The sequence below is a fragment of the Parabacteroides massiliensis genome, assembly GCF_900155425.1.
Taxonomy (GTDB): domain Bacteria; phylum Bacteroidota; class Bacteroidia; order Bacteroidales; family Tannerellaceae; genus Parabacteroides; species Parabacteroides massiliensis.
Window position 1 is genome coordinate 913,220 of sequence record NZ_LT700189.1, and the last position, 19,731, is coordinate 932,950.

At 50.3% G+C, this 19,731-nt stretch carries 15 protein-coding genes and 2 tRNA genes; 6 read left to right on the forward strand and 11 right to left on the reverse strand.

The window, feature by feature from the left end; all coding sequences use genetic code 11:
• Positions 1 to 5 precede the first annotated feature (5 nt).
• Positions 6 to 1,700, forward strand: coding sequence for a RecQ family ATP-dependent DNA helicase (locus tag BQ9893_RS03905; protein ID WP_075964822.1), 1,695 nt, complete (start codon positions 6 to 8; stop codon positions 1,698 to 1,700).
• 56 nt (positions 1,701 to 1,756) lie between these two features.
• Here the strand turns inward: BQ9893_RS03905 and BQ9893_RS03910 are convergent, their stop codons facing one another.
• The 11 genes from BQ9893_RS03910 to BQ9893_RS03960 form a co-directional block, all read right to left on the reverse strand.
• Entirely contained in the window at positions 1,757 to 3,343 is a 1,587-nt protein-coding gene (locus BQ9893_RS03910) for an NAD(P)/FAD-dependent oxidoreductase (protein ID WP_075964823.1), read from the reverse strand.
• Between the two features lie 6 nt (positions 3,344 to 3,349).
• On the reverse strand, positions 3,350 to 4,060 hold the full coding sequence (locus tag BQ9893_RS03915) for a hypothetical protein (protein WP_075964824.1): 711 nt from the start codon (positions 4,058 to 4,060) through the stop codon (positions 3,350 to 3,352).
• Complete coding sequence (locus BQ9893_RS03920) at positions 4,057 to 4,812, reverse strand: hypothetical protein (protein WP_139322559.1); 756 nt, start codon at positions 4,810 to 4,812, stop codon at positions 4,057 to 4,059. The genes BQ9893_RS03915 and BQ9893_RS03920 overlap by 4 nt, the downstream gene beginning before the upstream one ends.
• Positions 4,813 to 4,824: 12 nt before the next feature.
• On the reverse strand, positions 4,825 to 6,204 hold the full coding sequence (gene radA, locus BQ9893_RS03925) for a DNA repair protein RadA (RefSeq protein WP_075964826.1): 1,380 nt from the start codon (positions 6,202 to 6,204) through the stop codon (positions 4,825 to 4,827).
• 95 nt (positions 6,205 to 6,299) lie between these two features.
• A complete protein-coding gene (locus BQ9893_RS03930) occupies positions 6,300 to 7,256 on the reverse strand; it encodes a hypothetical protein (protein WP_075964827.1) in 957 nt (318 codons plus the stop codon).
• Between the two features lie 3 nt (positions 7,257 to 7,259).
• Entirely contained in the window at positions 7,260 to 7,793 is a 534-nt protein-coding gene (locus BQ9893_RS03935; RefSeq protein WP_075964828.1) for a ferredoxin domain-containing protein, read from the reverse strand.
• Positions 7,794 to 7,836: 43 nt separating this feature from the next.
• Positions 7,837 to 9,948, reverse strand: coding sequence for a KamA family radical SAM protein (locus BQ9893_RS03940; protein WP_075964829.1), 2,112 nt, complete (start codon positions 9,946 to 9,948; stop codon positions 7,837 to 7,839).
• A 167-nt stretch (positions 9,949 to 10,115) separates the two neighbouring features.
• Complete coding sequence (locus tag BQ9893_RS03945; protein ID WP_075964830.1) at positions 10,116 to 11,648, reverse strand: carbon-nitrogen hydrolase family protein; 1,533 nt, start codon at positions 11,646 to 11,648, stop codon at positions 10,116 to 10,118.
• Positions 11,649 to 11,792: 144 nt separating this feature from the next.
• Positions 11,793 to 11,880, reverse strand: a tRNA-Ser gene (locus BQ9893_RS03950).
• Positions 11,881 to 11,957: 77 nt separating this feature from the next.
• Positions 11,958 to 12,042 (reverse strand) — tRNA-Ser (locus BQ9893_RS03955).
• A 153-nt stretch (positions 12,043 to 12,195) separates the two neighbouring features.
• Positions 12,196 to 13,767, reverse strand: coding sequence for a carboxylase (locus tag BQ9893_RS03960; RefSeq protein ID WP_075964831.1), 1,572 nt, complete (start codon positions 13,765 to 13,767; stop codon positions 12,196 to 12,198).
• A gap of 205 nt (positions 13,768 to 13,972) precedes the next feature.
• On the opposite strand from BQ9893_RS03960, the gene BQ9893_RS03965 reads away from it, so the two are divergent.
• From BQ9893_RS03965 to proS, 5 genes are all read left to right on the forward strand, one after another.
• Positions 13,973 to 15,061 carry a GNAT family N-acetyltransferase gene (locus tag BQ9893_RS03965; RefSeq protein WP_075965397.1) on the forward strand — a complete coding sequence of 363 codons (1,089 nt, stop codon included), beginning with the start codon at positions 13,973 to 13,975 and terminating at the stop codon, positions 15,059 to 15,061.
• Complete coding sequence (locus BQ9893_RS03970) at positions 15,040 to 15,504, forward strand: alanyl-tRNA editing protein (RefSeq protein ID WP_075964832.1); 465 nt, start codon at positions 15,040 to 15,042, stop codon at positions 15,502 to 15,504. The genes BQ9893_RS03965 and BQ9893_RS03970 overlap by 22 nt, the downstream gene beginning before the upstream one ends.
• A 473-nt stretch (positions 15,505 to 15,977) precedes the next feature.
• Positions 15,978 to 17,249: a phosphoglycerate kinase gene (locus BQ9893_RS03980; protein ID WP_075964834.1), complete on the forward strand. Its 1,272-nt coding sequence runs from the start codon at positions 15,978 to 15,980 to the stop codon at positions 17,247 to 17,249.
• Between the two features lie 150 nt (positions 17,250 to 17,399).
• The gene (locus tag BQ9893_RS03985; RefSeq protein ID WP_075964835.1) at positions 17,400 to 18,017 is read left to right on the forward strand and encodes a DUF6563 family protein; all 618 of its coding nucleotides are present in this window, start codon (positions 17,400 to 17,402) and stop codon (positions 18,015 to 18,017) included.
• Between the two features lie 74 nt (positions 18,018 to 18,091).
• Complete coding sequence (proS, locus tag BQ9893_RS03990; protein ID WP_075964836.1) at positions 18,092 to 19,573, forward strand: proline--tRNA ligase; 1,482 nt, start codon at positions 18,092 to 18,094, stop codon at positions 19,571 to 19,573.
• Positions 19,574 to 19,731: the final 158 nt, after the last annotated feature.

Consider the following 19,731-nt stretch of genomic DNA (forward strand, 5'->3'; position numbering starts at 1 on the left):
ATGCGGTGGATGTCTACCATAAGATTTTAGGAAAGTATTGGGGATACCCGGCTTTCCGCCCTTTACAGGAGGATATCATCCGTTCCGTCTGTGCCGGGAAAGACACGCTCGGGCTCATGCCGACGGGAGGTGGAAAATCGATCACCTTCCAGGTTCCGGCACTGGCGATGGAGGGAATTTGCCTGGTCGTCACGCCGCTTATCGCTCTGATGCGCGACCAGGTCGACAATCTGCGCCGGGTCGGGATCAAAGCTACGGCTGTCTATTCGGGCATGGAGTACCAGGAGATTGCGGCCGAATTGGAGTCTTGCGTTTCCGGACAATACAAGTTTCTGTATGTCTCGCCCGAACGCCTTGCCACCGGCTTCTTCAAAGAAAAGCTGCGAGCCATGAACGTCTGCATCTTGGTGGTAGACGAAAGCCATTGCATCTCGCAATGGGGCTATGACTTCCGCCCTTCCTATCTCCATATTGCCGACATACGGGAGCAACTGCCCGGCGTACCGGTACTGGCGCTGACGGCGACAGCCACGCCCGAAGTAGTGGACGAGATACAGGAACGGCTGCTTTTCAAGGAGAAAAACGTTTTCCTGAAAAGTTTCGCCCGCCCGAATCTTGCCTATATCGTACGTCACACGGACAACAAGCAGTACACGTTGTCCTACATACTCGGAAAAGTGCCGGGTACGGCCATCGTCTATACCCGAAACCGGAAACAGACAAAAGACACGGCCCTTTTCCTTCGACAAGTCGGGATATCAGCCGATTTCTTCCATGCCGGGTTGAGCCGCAAAGAAAAAGAGATACGGCAGCAACGCTGGAAAAACAACGAATGCCGGGTTATAGTCACGACAAACGCTTTCGGGATGGGAATCGACAAACCGGACGTGCGGTTGGTGGTCCATCTGGACATGCCGGGATCATTGGAGGAATATTTCCAGGAGGCAGGCCGTGCCGGACGGGACAGCCGGAAAGCCTTTGCAGTGGTTCTCTATACGGACATAGACAACTTCCTGCTAAAAAAACGGATCGAGAACGAATTTCCGGAAAAAAGCCTGATCAGGCAAGTGTACGGATCATTGGAAAAGTATTACCCTATACAGGAAGAACACGGGAAGGAGGTCATACACGAATTTTCCATGGTCGATTTCAGTTCCACTTGCGGTTTTTTCCCGCTGCAGGTGTATCATGCGCTGAACTTGTTGGAACTGTCCGGTTACATCGAATATACCGAAGAAGAGGACGAATCGACTTTTCCCGCTACCGCCCGGATCACCTATACGCATCCACGTCTGAAAAAAAAGGATCTCGTTATCCCTCCCTCCGTTTACGAAGAGCGCCGCGAAAGGGCGAAAAAGCGTATCGAGAAAGTGAAGGAATACATGGGCAGGGAAGATATCTGCCGCAGCCGCCTGTTGCTCGCCTATTTCGGAGAAATGGATACGAAAGATTGCGGATGCTGCGATATCTGCCTTTCCAAAAACGATTCCGGGCTGACCAACCGGGATTTCAACGCCATACGCGACCGGCTGCTCGAACTGCTTTCAGACCGGCAATCCCTGCCGGCCTCCGCCTTGAACGAATCTCTGCCTTTCACCGAAGATAAAATCGTCGCCACCGTCCGTTTCCTGGCCGAGCATGACGAACGGTTTTATTTCAAAGATGGGGAGATCGGAATGCGTGGCAGGCTTTCATTTTAAAACATATATGTTTTGGCTTCAAAACATATATGTTTCGCTTTCGAAACACCGGTGTTTCAAATAAGGGACAAATATCCGGCAATTCCTTCCGCACACCGTTCTCCGTCGATGGCGGCGGAAACGATCCCGCCTGCATAGCCGGCGCCTTCGCCACAAGGGAAAAGGCCTTTCAGGGTTACGTGCTGGTAGCTTTCCTTGTCGCGCAGGATGCGGACGGGCGAGGAGGTTCGGGTTTCGACCCCGATCATTACCGCTTCGTTGGTCAGGAAGCCTTTGGAGACTTTGCCGAAATGGCGGAAGCCTTCACGCAGGCGGCCGGTGACGAACTCCGGCATCCAGAAATGCAACGGAGAAGCCAGCAGGCCGGGCGTATAAGAGGATTCGGGGAGATCGAAAGAGTTTTTCTTGTTCACGAAGTCGGCCATCCGTTGCGCCGGGGCGGTTTGTTTCATCCCGCCGTTCAACCAGCAGACTTCTTCCAAACGTTCCTGGAAGGCCATCAACGCGAGTGGCGAATCCTGGCTGACCGTCATTTCTTCGTGCTTCATCAATTCGGGATAGTCTTCCGGGCGTATCTCCACCACCATGCCGGAGTTCGACCAGCGGGAACCACGATTGGAAGGAGACATTCCGTTGACCACCACCTGCCGGGGACCGCTTGCCGCCGGAACGACGAAGCCGCCGGGACACATGCAGAAAGAATAGACTCCGCGGCCGCCGGATTGCGCCACAAAACTATATTCGGCTGCCGGCAGATATTTGCCCCGCCCCTCCTTGCGATGATATTGTATCTGGTCGATCAGCATCTGCGGATGCTCCAACCGGACACCGACGGCAATGCCTTTGGCCTCGATCGGGATTTGCCGGTCGTGAAGGTAGCGATACACGTCGCGGGCGGAATGGCCTGTTGCCAGGATGACCGGGCCCGAAAAGCTTTCGCCTGTATTCGTCTCGACTCCTATCACTTCCCCGTTCCGGATGACCAAGGCATCCATTCGGGTCTCGAAATGGACTTCCCCGCCACAGCGGATGATCTGTTCGCGGATATTCTCGATCACGCGCGGCAATTTGTCCGTCCCGATATGCGGATGGGCATCGGCCAGGATCGAAGTGCTTGCTCCGAACTGGCAGAAGACATTCAGAATCTTATCGACCGAACCCCGTTTCTTGCTGCGGGTGTAGAGCTTGCCGTCGGAATAGGCGCCGGCTCCCCCTTCGCCGAAGCTGTAGTTGGACTCTTCGTTCACCTTATGCTCGCGGCTGATCAGGGCGATATCCTTTTTACGTTCGCGCACGTTCTTTCCTCGTTCGATCACGACCGGACGCAACCCCAACTCTATCAGGCGGAGGGCGGCAAACAAACCGCCCGGCCCCGCTCCTACGACCACGACAGGTTTCCCGCCCGACACGTCTTTATATTCCACCGACCGGAATTCCGGTTCGTCCGGTTCCTCGTCGATAAAAGCACGCAGCTTGACATTCACATAGATGGTCCGCTGACGCGCATCGATGGAACGCTTCAACACCCGGACGGTATGAATATGCGGAACAGATGTTCCCGTCTCACGAGCGACCACCTGCTTCAACGACTGTTCGTTGGCTGCCTCTTCGGGCAATATACGGAGTTGTAATTCTTGTATCATCGTTTATTACTTTTTTAGATTCAAATAAAAAATCAAACCGGCCTGCGCCCTGTACCCGCTCCAGTCCACCTTAAAATCCGACGGGAACTCTGTATGCCCGGACGAATGCTTCTGCTTCACGGCATCCCATTCATAAGCGATGTTCACGTTCAGCGCGACATGGCGGCACAGGCCGAACTTGATGCCGAAAGCCGGCTCCACAAAGAAATTCTTGCCGGAAAAACGATCTTCCTCCTCGTATCCTGCTGCGGGATCAGACTCGACAAACAAACGATTCGACTCGTGCACCCTGTTCAGCACAACGCCCGTCGAAAGCTGCACGTACGGTTCGAACGTAAAAATACTGATTTCTTCCTTAACCAAACGGAAACGGTAAAAAGCGCCGAGCTTATACCCTTTGTTGCGCAGCTCGTAGTTGCAGGAACCGGAATAATCCGTTACCCCCTTCTTGCCGGCCGTATTCATATAGTTGAAAAGAGCTCCCGCGTGATGACGCCGCCATTCGATCCCCACACGGGTGTCTTGTGTCACATAACCGGGAAACTCATCCGTAACCAGCGCATTGGTCACGGGAAGCATCTGGTTCTTCAGGATATCTTTCATATCGGACATCTGATATGTGCCGTGACCGATATTGTATTCGATTGTCAGCGACTGAGCCTGCCCCGTCCGGACAAATGCAAGCATAAGGCATATAAACAAGATGGTTCGCTTCATTTCTTCGGATTGTTTTCAGGGTTAGACGTATTATCGGAAACATCCAAGACAGCCTTACCGAGAGAGTAAGGACGGATGGTTTCATCTTTGAAATAAATATAGACTTCGTAAGTTCCACCGGCGCCAGCATAGGTTTCGTCGACAAAAGAGCGCTGGTCGAAACGGTTGCTTCTCCGGATATAAACCACATTGTCATAGCTGTATTCAATCGTAAAATGATCAAATCCGTCACGAAGAGATTCGTCCACGTCCCAAAAGATTTCGGGATGCCCGTTTTCGTCCATCCGATACCGGAGGTTTTTGTCACTTCCCGTACGCGCATTGATCTTGAGAGGCCAACTGCGCTTTTCCACATACTGCTCGGCTCCGACCTGTCCGGCAACCGTCCCGTTATTCATCCGGGCGAAAACCTCGCACGACAACTCATAAGAGCCATTCGGAATCCGATCCATATCCAGCATGAAATCACATCGCTTCCCCGTGCTTTCCCATTCCATCTCGCCTAAACGGACGATCATCCTTTCCACTTCGAACCCGGCCGAAATAAAAAGTTCGCAACTGGCAGCTCCGCTATTTTCGGCTACATAGGCCTTTTCATCCTGATGATAGGCAAAACCATAAAACTGCACATCCGTCAAAACCGAATCGACCTGCAGTCTCCCTAAATCCACAAAATTCTCCCCCAACCGGTACTCGCAGCTTGTAAACAGGAAGAGAACACTCACAAATAGATAAACAACACTTTTATTCATATACATATAAACTTATCCGAACAATTGCCGGAAAGCCTCCTCCACCTTGCGCACTTGCACGATCTGCATCTTGCACTTGGACGTGTCGAAGCCTTTCAGGTTATTGTGCGGGATGATAATACGCGAGAAACCCAATTTTTCCGCTTCCAGGATACGCTGCTCGATACGGTTCACCGGGCGGATCTCGCCCGAAAGCCCCACCTCGCCACACATACAGATACCCGGCTCGATCGAAATATCGAGGCTCGAAGAAAGGACCGCACTGATCACCGCCAGGTCGATCGCCGGATCGTTCACCTTCAACCCGCCGGCAATATTCAGAAAGACGTCTTTCTGAACCAGCTTGAACCCGGCACGCTTTTCGAGCACCGCGAGCAGCATGTTCATTCGCCTCAGGTCGAATCCCGTCGCACTGCGCTGGGGAGTCCCGTAAACTGCCGAACTAACCAACGCCTGCGTCTCGATCAGGAAAGGACGGATGCCTTCGATCGCCGCTGCAATGGCCACGCCGCTCAACCCCTCGTGATTCTGCGTCAACAGCAGTTCGGATGGGTTGCTGACTTCGCGAAGACCGTCCTGGCGCATCTCGTAGATACCCAATTCGGCCGTACTTCCGAAACGGTTTTTGATACCCCTGAGGATGCGGTACATATAATGCTGGTCGCCCTCGAACTGCAGGACGGTGTCGACGATATGCTCGAGCACCTTCGGCCCGGCAATGCTTCCTTCCTTGTTGATGTGCCCGATCAGGAGGACAGGCGTACCGCTCTCCTTTGCATATTTCAGGATGGCCGCGCTACACTCACGCACCTGCGAAACGCTTCCGGGGGAAGACTCGACCAGCTCGGTATAAATGGTCTGTATCGAGTCGATGATCAGGAGGTCGGGCTGTACGTTGCGGGCCTGGACAAATATCTGTTCGAGATTGGTTTCGCAGAGGATGAAGCAATCCGGGTTCTCATGTGCGATACGGTCGGCACGAAGTTTCAACTGGCGGCTGCTCTCCTCGCCTGAAACGTAAAGCGTACGGAGTCCCTTCAATCCTAAAACGGTTTGCAGGACGAGAGTAGACTTCCCGATGCCCGGTTCGCCGCCGATCAGGACCAACGATCCTTTCACCAGACCGCCACCGAGGACACGGTTCAACTCCTGATCGCCGAGGTCGATGCGCGTTTCCTCTTCGGAAGTAATGTCGCGAAGCAGTACAGGGCGCACAGGGCCTGCCCCTTCAGGGCGGATAAATCCCGCCCCGGCCCGTTTCCCGGCCGGTTCCTTTGCCACGATCTCCTCGACATACGTGTTCCATTCCCCGCAGGAAGGACATTTTCCGATCCATTTCGGAGAATCAGCCCCGCAGTTGGAGCAGACATATACGGTTTTTGCTTTTGCCATAACCTCTTTTATTTATTTCGATGCACAATGGGAGGCCCGCGAAACTCTCAAAAGAGTCATTCCGGTCCGTTGTGCGTTGACAGCGATGCGTTGTATCAGCCGAAAAGATCGAGCGTCAACTGTTTTTTCTCCGCCTCTAACTTACGCAAATGGCGTTTTCCTTGCGGCGTAATGATTTCCATCTTATCGAAGCGGGTACGGATCACGGTTTCGACCGTGTAGCTGATATTGACCACTTCACCCAGTTCGCTTATCTTCCGTTGTATCTCCAGCACGCAATCGATACACATGCCACTCTTGAAGACGATCTTTTCATCGAACATATCTTTCTTGAAGTCTTCGTCGCACATGTAGAAGTCGATTGTCTCGCCGCCTTTGTTGTAGATGCCTTTCCAGCGGTAACGGGCGTCTTTCAGCACAGGCGAGATGATTTCTATCGTCGCTTTGTTATCTTTGACCGGAGGCAACTCATCGGAACGGAGGATATAATAGTCAAACTGTTCGCGTTTAACCTCCAACGACCCCGAGCGGCTGCGGTTGTTTTCGTTCAGTTCGCGCAGGGTGAACTTCGTCACTTTCGGATAGCCGCGCACAGCTTCGTAAAAATTCGATTTGCACTTGCAGACGCGAGGCGATGCGCTTAGCAGTTCCACCAATTCGCGCGTGACTGTCACGCCGGGAGATTTCTTCCTGAGATTCGTGCGCAACAAGGCAACTTCGCGCTGCATCTTTTCTTCGTCGGCCGCCGAACGGTCCTGGGCCGGCTGCCCGCCGACCAAAAGGGACGGACGTGTCCACACTTGCATAAACAAATTGAGAAGAATGGAGATCAGACGGCTGTTCTCTCCAGCCACCGACCAGATTTCGCGAAACCCTTCCTGCTGGGCTAAAGACTCACAATAAATAGTCATTTTGATATCCAACATGTCTGCCAGCGTCCGGACAAGCGAGAGCACCTCCTTTTCCGAACGGTGTTTGATCATGGCATCCATGTAGTTGGATTTATCGTTGAAGTAGTATCGCAGTTCGAGTTTGTTATCAAACTTTATCATGACTTACTCTGTTTTGGGTTTTCGATCGAAGAACGGGTTTTTCGAGGATGCGCTCACGGGGATCGCCATCACGCATTTACAATCGTCCAACATCCCCAAACGTTGTGCAGCCAGTCCGGCACTGAACATCACACGTGTGTCCAGGCGCAAATCCGATGCCGTGGCACAAGCCGAACCGATCGCAATGCCCAAGTCCACCGAATTGATCGCACAAGGAACGGCTTCCGGCTTCTCCGCACAGGTCGGGAATCCGCAGTGCGCACAATTCAAGCCCTGTACCTGCTGGCGCGTACCGACAATCATGATGGCTTCGGCTTGAAGGATATTGTCGGCATCACGCAAAAAGAATTTCAAACCGGTTTCGCCCGACATGATGACAAGTTCTTCGGAAAGGTGCTTGATGTCCTCGTCCGTCACCATTGCCACTTCGATAATGTCGATACCTTTCCCCTTCGGAGCTGTCCGGGCAGCTGTCATCATCTGACGAACAGCCTGTAACACATGCTCGTGTCGTATTTCTCTTTCGTTCTGTATCATTTTAATATTGGTTTAGCACGAACAAAGATAATAAATACTCGTTTTATAGTTCAAGATTTGTCATCTTTTCTGTAACATCAAAAGGATAACCGGGATATTCGTAAATACCGAAACGGGGTTCGGTCACTCCTTCGGAATAGTTCCAGATGCTGACATATTCCCGTACCTCCTCGCCCATATCCTGCAACTGGCGCAGGTAGGCGGCGACAGACTTGTTCTCGGCGATGTAGACCTCTCCCATCCGGTCGATAATCGGGCTGTGGCGACGTCCGGCGTCATGGTCGAATTTCAGGATGCGTTTACCTTCGGACGTCAAGCCGACTGTCCGGAAGGTCATGCTTTTGCCAATGGCAGGAAGATTCAGCACACTGCGGTCTGTAGCGGCAAAAAGAAGATGGTTCTCTTTCAGGAAACCGGACAGTTTCTTTCCCAAGGGCCGTTCATAGCGGATCAGCCGGTACAGCTCCTTCTGTTTCTCTTTCGGGACAAGTCCGAAAACCTTCTCCTCCTGTTGCTCCTGCAAGGAACGGCTGTTTGGGGTAAACACGGCATAGTTTTCGTGGAAGCCCTTGACCGAGAAAGTATAATAGCACACCACCCCCATCGCATTCAACGTCTGGCGAAGTTTTGCCGTATGCCCTCGCCGGGAAGCGGCAACGGTGTAGACCAACTGGTTGGTGATGATCCAGCCGGCGGAGAGGATAGCCTCGATCGCCTTCTTTGCTTCCGGCGTGACCTCTAATGGAGACTGGAAATGTGTCTGTACGATAAACTGTGTGACACCGACACGCGAGGCCTTATCTCTGAAATCCCTCAAGAGGCCAACCAGTTCGTCCGTAATCCTAAGAGGCAGATAGGCAAGCAGACGCGAACCCAGACGAACCCGTTGCAGTTCGGCGTATTTCTCCCCATCAGGCCGGCTCTCGTTGTTTTTCCGTTTCCGGACCGCCATCTTGTAGACGGCATCGAGTATGTTGCGAAGCGTCGCGTTCTGGCTCATCAACGCGTCGCCTCCGGTGATCAGTATATCCCTGAGCTGTGCGTCATCTTCAAAATAGCGCATCAGGCGGCGTAGTTTCCGATCCCAGGCCTCCTTCGGCTTCAGGGATTCAAAATCAAAATTCAACCGTTCGCTCTGAAAATCGTACATCCGCTGGCAGGAGGCGCACAAGCCGCCGCAGGCACGTCCCATCGAATCGGGAATGAGAATCGCCACCTCCGGGTAGCGGCGGTGTATGTTGTGTCCTTCCGGCAACAACCATCCGGCGGCATTCGGCTGCCCCGCCACGACGACGTCTTCTTTTTCCCACGCCTTGATCTGCCCGTATGTCTCGACCAGTTCCTTCGAATAGAGGATATACGAACGGATGGCCTCATCGTCATACCCGCTTGTATTCGTGTTCAGCAAAGAAAGGTAGTAAGGAGTCACAAAGAACGGCATGCCTTTCTTGCGGGCACGCGCCAACAGGTCCAGCGTCTCCACCGAAAGGGAACCGCCGAGGAAATAGTTCAATTCCGTCGGGCTTTTGAAAGCCATTGCAAGATGGAAACGGCTGGTATCCCACCATTCCTGCACCTTGATGTATTTCTCGGCATAGCCCATTCCTTCCGCAAACTGAAACCGGGAAGCCGGGGCATGGCGCCGTTCGATCTTGCGTATCAGTCCGGCTATGATCCGCTCTTTGTTGGAACGGCGGATCTCCATCACCTCTTCGTCCAACCCAGTCGGCCAGCGGTTCATCTGCCGTTTGACAAGCGAGCGGTCCGGCACGATCTTCTCCGGGTTTTCCAACAATTCGAATTGCCGGAAGAGGTCGATAAAGAAGTCCGGCGAAACGACCTCCTCCAGTTTTCCGGTCAGAAATTGCCACAGGCGGGTTATCGTCCGTATCGGAATTTCTTCGCCTGTCGATAGTTCGAAGACTGTCGTATCGTCATGTTCGATCAACAGAAGAATACGCTTCGCCACGGCATTTCCCTCCTTGTTTCCACCGGCCGTCCCGCCGATGCGGGAAGAAACAAAAGAGCGCAGGGCTTCTTTGAAAAGCGCTGCGCTCTCATTTTCTTCCGCCATCGTCACCAGCTGGGGAAAATCTTTTCTAAATACTTTTGTCAATTGCGAAATGTCGTACGACAGTAATCTTCTTTTTATCATAAGCAAATACTTTTAGGTGGGATCATAGCATGTTATTTTGAAAACATCCATCTACAAATGTAACCTTTTTCTGCTACCACCAAAAGCACGTCACTTATAAAACATCTTAAAACTCCTTACAAATCACAGCAAAATGACAATACACGTACATATATGTTACCTTTTCATCACTTCCGCTTCATCTTCACCTCATACAGGTCGTGCCGGCGGTCTTTCAAGTTGCGGACACTTCCGTAGGTATGCAATTCGTTCAGCAAATCGAGGTCTACGTCCGACACTAAGATCATTTCCGTATTCGGGGTCGCCTCCGCCCTTTTCCCGTCTGTCGGGAAAGCAAAGTCGCACGGGGTGAAGACGCCGGACTGCGCATACTGGATATCCATGTTATGTACGCGAGGCAGGTTGCCGACGCTGCCGGCTATGACAACAAAGCATTCGTTTTCGATCGCACGTGCCTGCGCACAGACACGGACACGCGAATAGGCGTTCTGCGTATCGGTCAGGAAGGGCACAAAGAGTATCTGCATTCCCTGGTCCGCCATGATACGCGAGAGTTCCGGGAATTCGACATCGTAGCAGATCAGGACACCAATCTTGGCACAGTCCGTTTCGAAAGTCCGGACCATCTTGCCGCCGGAAAGCCCCCAGCTCTTCGCCTCATCGGGCGTGATATGCACTTTCTCGTATGTCTCATAACTTCCGTCGCGACGGCAGAGGAAACCGACGTTATACAATCCGTCGTCTTTGATCAACGGCATGCTTCCGGTGATGATATTGATGTTGTAGCTGATCGCCAGGTTGATGAAGCGGTTCAGCATCTCGTCCGTATATTTCGCCAGCTCGCGGATAGCCTCCGACTCGCTCATGTGGTTGAACTTAGCCATCAGAGGGGCATTGAAATATTCGGGGAAAAGGATAAAGTCGCTCTTATAATCGGACACGGCATCCACAAAAAACTCCACCTGCTCGAACACGTCGTCGAGGCCCTTGTAAGGTCGCATCTGCCACTGGACAAGGCCGACACGGACGGTCGTCTTGGTCGAAACGATTTCCGGGGTCGGCTGGTAATAGATATTGTCCCATTGCAGCAGGGTTGCATAATGCTTGGATTCCTCGTCGTTCGGCAAGTAGTTCGTCATCACTTTGCGAACGTGGAAATCGTTCGATATCTGGAAAGTCAGCACCGGGTCGTAAATTTCTCTTTTACGGACCTTGTCGATATATTCCTTCGGGCGCATCGTATCTGCATATTTATGATAATTCGGGATACGTCCGCCGAACATAATCGCTTTCAAATTCAGGCTTTCGCACAGTTCCTTCCGGTAATCATACATACGCCGTGCCAGGCGCAAGCCCCGGTAATCGGGATGGATAAAGACTTCGATACCATAGAGAATATTACCTTTCGGGTTATGCGTGTTAAAGGTTTCGTTGCCGGTAACAAAGGCGTAGGTATGGTCGTTCTTCACCTTGTCGTAATCGACGATGATAGACAAGGCGCAACCCACGATCTTATCGTCCACGACCGTAACCACCTGCCCTTCCGGGAAAATAGTGATCAACTTCTTGATTTGCTCACGTGTCCAAAACACATCCGAGCCATCTGAATAAACTCTTGTGAAAGATTGAGATAATTGTTGGTAGTCCGCCATCTGTAGGGTACGGACCTCTACTTTGTTAATCTTAGGAGCGTGTTCCATTTCTCATTTCATTTTTGTAAGATCGCCGCAAAAATATAAAAAGTTTCATCCGGATAAAACAAAAAACGCCACGACAGCCCAAAAAACATGGGGTCGAAGCGAAACGAACACAAAAAAAGGCCACTGACAACCAGTGACCTTCAGCGGAGAAAGCGGGATTCGAACCCGCGAAACCCTTTAGGGGTTTACACGCTTTCCAGGCGTGCCTCTTCAACCACTCGAGCATCTCTCCTTTTCGGTTGAAAACCATGTAAATCCGGAAGCAGCCAGCCTCCATAAAACGTAAAAAGCAGCTTTTGCTGCTTTCAGCGGAGAAAGAGGGATTCGAACCCCCGGAACCTCTCGGTTCAACGGTTTTCAAGACCGCCGCAATCGACCACTCTGCCATCTCTCCTCGTCTCTAAGACGGGTGCAAAAATAGAGGGTTCATTTGAATTATGCAAGCTTTTCGTTTCATTTCTTCTCTTTTTTTCTGATTTTCATTCCTCTTTTTCTGATTTTCAAACACATAATAGAATGTCGAATACATAAAAAAACGACCTAAATATTATGTAGTAACATGCACATGCTTCTTCTTTGAAAGAAAATTGTGCGCCATCATCGGGAAAAGTTCCAGGAGCAGGATTTCTTTTTCGTTTTCGGCCAACCGGGTCTCCATTTCTTCCACAAGGGGATTCTCCTGCATTTCATAATCGGACGGATCATAGGGAACTTCATCTCGCGATCCGGTGATCTTCAATCGAAACTCAGGATCGACCGGGACCGGTGTCTTTCCATACTCGCCTTTTACCAGGGCGATGAACTGGTTGGAGGGATTGCTGTACATCGGACGTCCCTTCAGCTGATCCAACGCGCACGAGACTGCCTGAGCCCCGATGATCTGGCTCGTCGGCGTAACCAAAGGCGGCAATCCGGCATCCATACGTACCCGTGGGATCAACGACATCGCTTTTTCCAGCAAGTCCGACTGCCCCAACTGTTTCAACTGGGCTACCATATTCGTGTACATGCCTCCCGGTATCTGAGCCTTCTTCACCAGTTCGTCGGGTTCGGGAAAATCAAAATATTCTTCTATGGCACGGCAGAAGAGCAGCAAATCGTCCTCTTTATCTTTCCGGGCGGCGTCTATGGCATCGTTGAAGAAACGGTCGATCTCGTTCGGTATCCTGTCCGTCAGCGGATTAAACGGCTTAGGCAGTTGTTTTGCCATATCGAAAGCCGACAACTCTTTGCGGATATCCAGCAAATGGGAATTGATTCTCGCGATTGCTTCCATATTGATATCCAGCTCGATTCCCATCTTTTTGCAGAACACGTACACCAGTTCGACTGCCGGAGCGGCTGTTCCACCGGCGAAATACCAGATGTTGGTATCGACAATATCCACCCCGTTGACGATAGCGGCCAAGACCGAGGCCAGGCCATATCCGGGCGTACAATGGGTATGAAAATCCACCGGAACTTTGAGATGTTTTTTGAACAGACGCACCATTTCGGCGCTTCTTCCCGGCGGGATCAGGCCGCTCATGTCTTTAATCGTGATCATGTCGGCTCCCAATGCCACCATTTGAAGCGCCTTATTCAGAAAATATTCGTTTGTGAAAACAGGCTTATGCAACGGATGTCCGTGTAAAGCTGCGACAATTCTCTCAACGGCCGAATGGTACGGATCGATCGTGTAGCAGACAGCACAATCGGCCATTCCGCCGAAGCGTTTCACATATCTGACCGTCGATTTTATATTCTCCACATCGTTCAACGCATCGAATATGCGCATGATATCCAATCCCGATTCTATGGAGTTGCGACAGAAGCCTTTTATGAGCTTATCCGGATAAGGATTGTAACCGAACAGGTTACGTCCGCGTGAAAGGGCCGCCAACTTAGATGCGTCTCCTACGGCAACTTTTATTTTCTCCAATCGCTCCCACGGGTCTTCTTCCAGATATCGCATGATGGAATCGGGCACGGCGCCACCCCATATTTCCATCGCATAAAAACCGGCTTCTTTGTAAAAAGGAAGCACTCTGTCTATCTGTTTTTGTGACATTCGCGTTGCAAAAGCAGATTGCTGACCATCCCGGAGAGTCAGATCCCGAATCAAAAGTTTTCGTATCATACCTAATAAATTGTTTAGACCGTTTCAGACTTAATCTGTTTTTATAACCAAAAACGAAACGACTTTGATTGAAATTAGCGGGTTAAGAATAGCAAATGTTTATAAAAACGAACTTTTCCGCTTATCTTTTTGGCTTTCCATACTTTATTGGAATATAAAATAAAAACTATCTTTGGGGATTCATAACAACAAATTCAACAGACACATGACAATCTCCGGTACATCCGACACATTCCGAAAAGCAGAAACGACAGACATCGAACGGATCTGGCAAATTATCGGGCAGGCAAAAGCCCAAATGCAACGTCTTGGAAGCCAGCAATGGGACGAGAACTATCCGGCCATCGAGCATATCCGTCAAGACATACAGGACGGAAACGGATATGTCGTTTGCCGGGAAGGCCGGGTTGTTGCCTACGGAGTCATTTCGTTCGACGGCGAACCGGTCTATAAAGGCATAGAGGGCAGATGGTCGAACGACCTGCCATACGTCATCGTCCATCGCCTGGCTGTTGCCGACGAGATGAAACGGCAAGGCATGGCAAAGCGGTTTATGCTGCAAGCCGAGGAGGTGAGCCGCAGGAAAGGCGTCTACAATTTCCGCGTGGACACGAAATACGACAATGCTTACATGCTTCACCTGATCGACACGTTGGGTTTCCGGTATTGCGGCGAAGTGTATTACCGGAACAACAGCGCAAGGAAAGCTTTCGAAAAGACGATCCGTCCTCACTCCCTCCCGATAGGCATTTCCGGCTATACGATCCGGGAAGCGACTTTCGAGGATGCAGCCCCTATCTTCGAGGCGATCGACAAGAACCGGGAAGACTTGCGCATCTGGCTGCCTTTTGTCGACAGGCTCAAGAGCGTTGCGGACGAACAGGAATTCCTGCAATCCGTGTTGGCCGTCCCTTACGGGCAACGCGATCCTGTTTACATTCTGGAACAAGGGGAAACAATTTGCGGGCTGGCCGGTTTCCATTTCTCCGATGCTCCCAACCATCGTACGGAAATTGGCTACTGGCTGCTTCCCGCCTACCGCGGAAAAGGAATCATCACGCACGCCGTCCGTCACCTTTGCCAATGGGCTGTCCGCGAACGCAACATAAACCGTATCCAAATCCGGTGTGCCACCGGCAACTTACCGAGCAACGCCATCCCGAAACGTTTGGGCTTCACGCTGGAAGGGACCGAGCGGGATGGAGAATTGCTGGTATCAAACGAATATGTAAATATTAATGTATATAGTATATTAAAAAAAGAAGTCGACTCATGGAACAAGAAATCCAATTAAACGGCCACAACAAAGCCGAATATCCTCCGATGCATACGGCGGAACATATTTTGAACCAGACGATGGTCCGCATGTTCGGTTGCCCTCGTTCAAAGAATGCGCATATAGAAAGGAAAAAGAGCAAATGCGACTACGAGCTGCCGGAAGAACCGACTGCCGAGATGATGGCAGAGGTGGAACGCCGGATCAATGAGGTGATCGACCGGCATCTGCCCGTTACAATCGAATTTGTGCCGAAAGCGGAAGCCGGGGCAATCGTCGATCTCAGCAAATTGCCGGAAGACACAAGCGAGACGCTGCGCATTGTCCGTATCGGGGATTATGACGCCTGCGCGTGTATCGGAGCACATGTCGAGAACACGTCTGAAATCGGACATTTCAAAATGCTGACATACGATTATGCCGACGGCCGGTTGCGCCTGCGTTTCAAACTGACGGAATAATTTATAAAACCAGACAACACCGAAAACCAACAACTTGGGAGGGGATATGCCATCCGCGTTTTGCGAAAAAAAATACAATATCCCCTCCTGAAGCAAGAATATCACATAAACACATAGCCCACAGCCATATACCCCAAAAGCCTGTTTCTTAAAAAATATTACCCTATAGGGAAATTTGAATTATATAGGGTACAAAATCGAATTTGATGCAGTAGTAGTTTCGATTCGAACCAATGGCTTTTTTGGGAATAAGACAATAAGGGAAACGACCGGATGGACAAAACCGATCCCGACAAAGCGCAAAACGAACGAATTCCACTTTTCAAGCATTCCCATGCAAAGACGGCAAAGCAAGGCCGTTTTTTATTTATGCCAACAATTTATAGAATTTGAAACAACGAAATAGAATATTTTTGTGTAAGTTTGCGTCCGCTAAGCGTGATATTTTAATACAGAACTTAAATATAAGAGTTATGCAATCAATTGACAATTTCAATTTTGCCGGCAAAAAGGCATTTGTAAGAGTTGACTTCAACGTTCCTCTGGACGAAAACTTCAACATCACAGACGACACTCGTATCCGTGCCGCCCTTCCTACTCTGAAAAAGATTTTGGCAGACGGTGGTAGTGTAATCATCGGCTCTCACCTGGGACGTCCGAAAGGCGTTACTGACAAATATTCACTGAAACACATCCTGAAACACGTTTCCGAACTGCTGGGTGTCGATGTTCAGTTTGCTAACGACTGTATCGGCGAAGAAGCCGGCGCTAAAGCTGCCGCTCTGCAACCGGGCGAAGCATTATTGCTTGAAAACCTTCGTTTCTATGCTGAAGAAGAAGGCAAACCGAGAGGTTTGGCAGAAGATGCGACAGACGAAGAAAAGAAAGCAGCCAAGAAAGCCGTTAAAGAAAGCCAGAAAGAATTTACAAAGAGATTGGCCTCCTATGCCGATTGCTATGTAAACGACGCATTCGGTACGGCTCACCGTGCTCACGCTTCTACGGCATTGATCGCCGATTACTTCGACGCTGACCACAAAATGTTCGGCTACCTGATGGAAAAAGAAGTAAAAGCGGTTGAAAAAGTAATGAACGACATCACTCGTCCGTTTACTGCAATCATGGGTGGTTCCAAGGTTTCTTCCAAGATCGAAATCATCGAAAACCTGTTGAACAAGGTAGACAACCTGATCATCACCGGCGGTATGACTTACACCTTCACGAAGGCTATGGGCGGCAAGATCGGCAAATCAATCTGCGAAGATGACAAGCTGGATCTGGCTATCGACCTGATGAAGAAAGCAAAAGAAAAAGGCGTAAACCTGGTATTGGCTGTCGACGCCAAGATTGCCGACGATTTCAGCAACGACGCCAAGACTGCTTATGCCGACGTAAACGAAATTCCTGACGGATGGGAAGGCCTTGACATCGGTCCGAAGACTATCGCTCTTTATGCCGAAGTTATCAAGAACTCCAAGACTATCCTGTGGAACGGTCCTACAGGCGTATTCGAATTCGAAAACTTCACAGACGGTTCCCGCGCAGTCGGCGAAGCAATCGTTGAAGCAACCAAGAACGGCGCTTTCTCTTTAGTAGGCGGCGGAGACTCTGTAGCATGTGTTAACAAGTTCGGTCTGGCAAGCGGCGTTTCTTACGTTTCTACAGGCGGTGGCGCTCTGCTGGAAGCCATCGAAGGCAAAGTTCTTCCGGGTATCGCAGCTATCAAAGGCGAAGCATACAAATAAGAATAATCCTTATCCATTAAATAGAAGGCCGCTCCTTTCGGGGAGTGGCTTTTTTTGTTCCATACAATTTTATGCTTACCTGTACGTTCTAAGAAAGAACAAACATCCGGAAATATCTTAATCAGATAAGCGGAACAAATTACCTATTTTATGAAAACATTATTTTTCGTGTTATGCCTCTTCCTTTCTGTAGAAGGAGCTCTGAGCCAAGAAACCGGCAAATTGTATGCAACTCTTTCCGAGCTGCTAAACGAAACAAGCAGCAGTACATTGAACGTTATTAAGGAAAAACGGAACAAAAACCAACTGTTTATGTCCGGAGGAGGAGACTTCAAAATATATAATGGGGACAAAGAGCTCGATAAGGAGATCAAGAAAAAGACCTTTGCCATCGAGATTGATGACACGCTGTACATCAATTGCATCGGATTAAAATTCAAAAAGCGTCCAATCGGAGCCTGGTTTGCACCAGGTCTTATTTGTAAAGGGAAAGTTTATTTCACAGCAATTCCCACAGGCTCAAATGCAGCTATAGCATTCGGGGTCGTTGGAGCAGCAGTACAATCAGCTAATGCAGCTTCATCACGTGTTTTCTACGAAGTAGACGATTCCGAAAAAAAGTTGAAATTAGACAGAGTGGATTCGAAAAAAATGGAAGAATTATTACAAAGATATCCGGAATTGCTGGAACGATACCAAAAAGAAGCATTCAAGGAACATATAGAAATTGTCGGTAAATATTTGCAAGCGATCAAGCAGCAGGAATAATAAGTACAAATATTTTTGTACCTTTGCGCGTTATATTTAGAATCAAAAGAAAAAACATATAGAATTATAAGGAAATGGCAAAAGAGCTGAAAGAACTGACTCCGAGAAGTGTGAACTACTCGCAGTGGTACCAGGATCTGGTGATCAAAGCGGATCTGGCAGAGAATTCTGCAGTACGCGGCTGTATGGTGATCAAGCCCTACGGATATGCAATTTGGGAAAAAATGCAACGTATCCTCGACGATATGTTCAAGGAAACAGGTCACGTAAACGCTTACTTCCCCTTGCTGATCCCGAAATCATTCCTGAGCAAGGAAGCCGAACATGTGGAAGGCTTCGCCAAAGAATGTGCCGTTGTAACGCACTATCGTTTGAAAACAAACCACGACGGCACAGGTGTCGTGGTCGATCCGGCCGCCAAGCTGGAAGAAGAGCTGATTATCCGTCCGACTTCCGAGACAATTATCTGGAACACCTATCGCAACTGGATACAGTCTTACCGCGACCTGCCTATTCTTTGCAACCAATGGGCAAACGTGATGCGTTGGGAAATGCGTACGCGCCTCTTCCTCCGTACCGCTGAATTCCTGTGGCAGGAAGGACACACCGCCCACGCGACACGCGAAGAAGCTGAAATCGAAGCAAAGAAGATGCAGGGAGTATATGCTGATTTTGCCGAGAACTATATGGCGATGCCGGTCATCAAAGGTGTCAAGTCTGCAAGCGAACGTTTCGCCGGTGCATTGGACACCTACACGATCGAAGCGATGATGCAGGACGGAAAAGCACTGCAAGCCGGGACCTCCCACTTCTTGGGACAGAACTTCGGCAAGGCATTCGACGTCACCTTCATCGACAAGAACGGAAAGAGCGACTACGCCTGGGCCACTTCCTGGGGAGTTTCAACCCGCCTGATCGGCGCCCTGATCATGTCCCACTCCGACGATAACGGACTGGTATTGCCTCCCCACCTCGCTCCTATCCAGGTGGTAATCATCCCGATCTACCGCAGTGCAGAGCAACTGGCGCAGATCAGCGAGAAGGTAAACGGCATCGTTACCAAACTGAAAGCGCTGGGCATCTCCGTCAAATTTGACGACGCCGACAACAAGAAACCGGGATGGAAATTCGCCGAATACGAACTGAAAGGCGTTCCTGTCCGTCTGGCAATGGGCGGGCGCGACCTGGAGAACAACACGATCGAAGTGATGCGTCGCGACACACTGGAAAAAGAAACCGTGACTTGCGACAACATCGAAACATACGTTCAGAACCTGCTGGAAGAAATCCAGAAGAACATCTTCCAGAAAGCACTCGACCACCGTACGGAAAGAACGATCACGGTCGACACCTACGAAGAGTTCAAGGAAAAGATCGAAGAAGGCTACTTCATCATGGCTCACTGGGACGGAACGCCCGAAACGGAAGAGCTGGTGAAGAACGAAACGAAAGCCACGATCCGTTGCATTCCTTTGGCCGGCGACAAAACTCCGGGCAAATGCATGGTGACCGGCAAACCTTCCGCACAACGCGTATTGTTTGCACGAGCTTACTAAGCCGCCCGAACCCGCACACATACGAAAGAAACAAAAATTCCATCGGCCTGAAACTCTTGTTCCACGTCGATGGAATTTTTGTTTCATGCCGATGGAATTTTTGTTTCCCGCCTATCATTTTTTTATTTATCTTTGGCAAACGAACGAATCGAAAGACT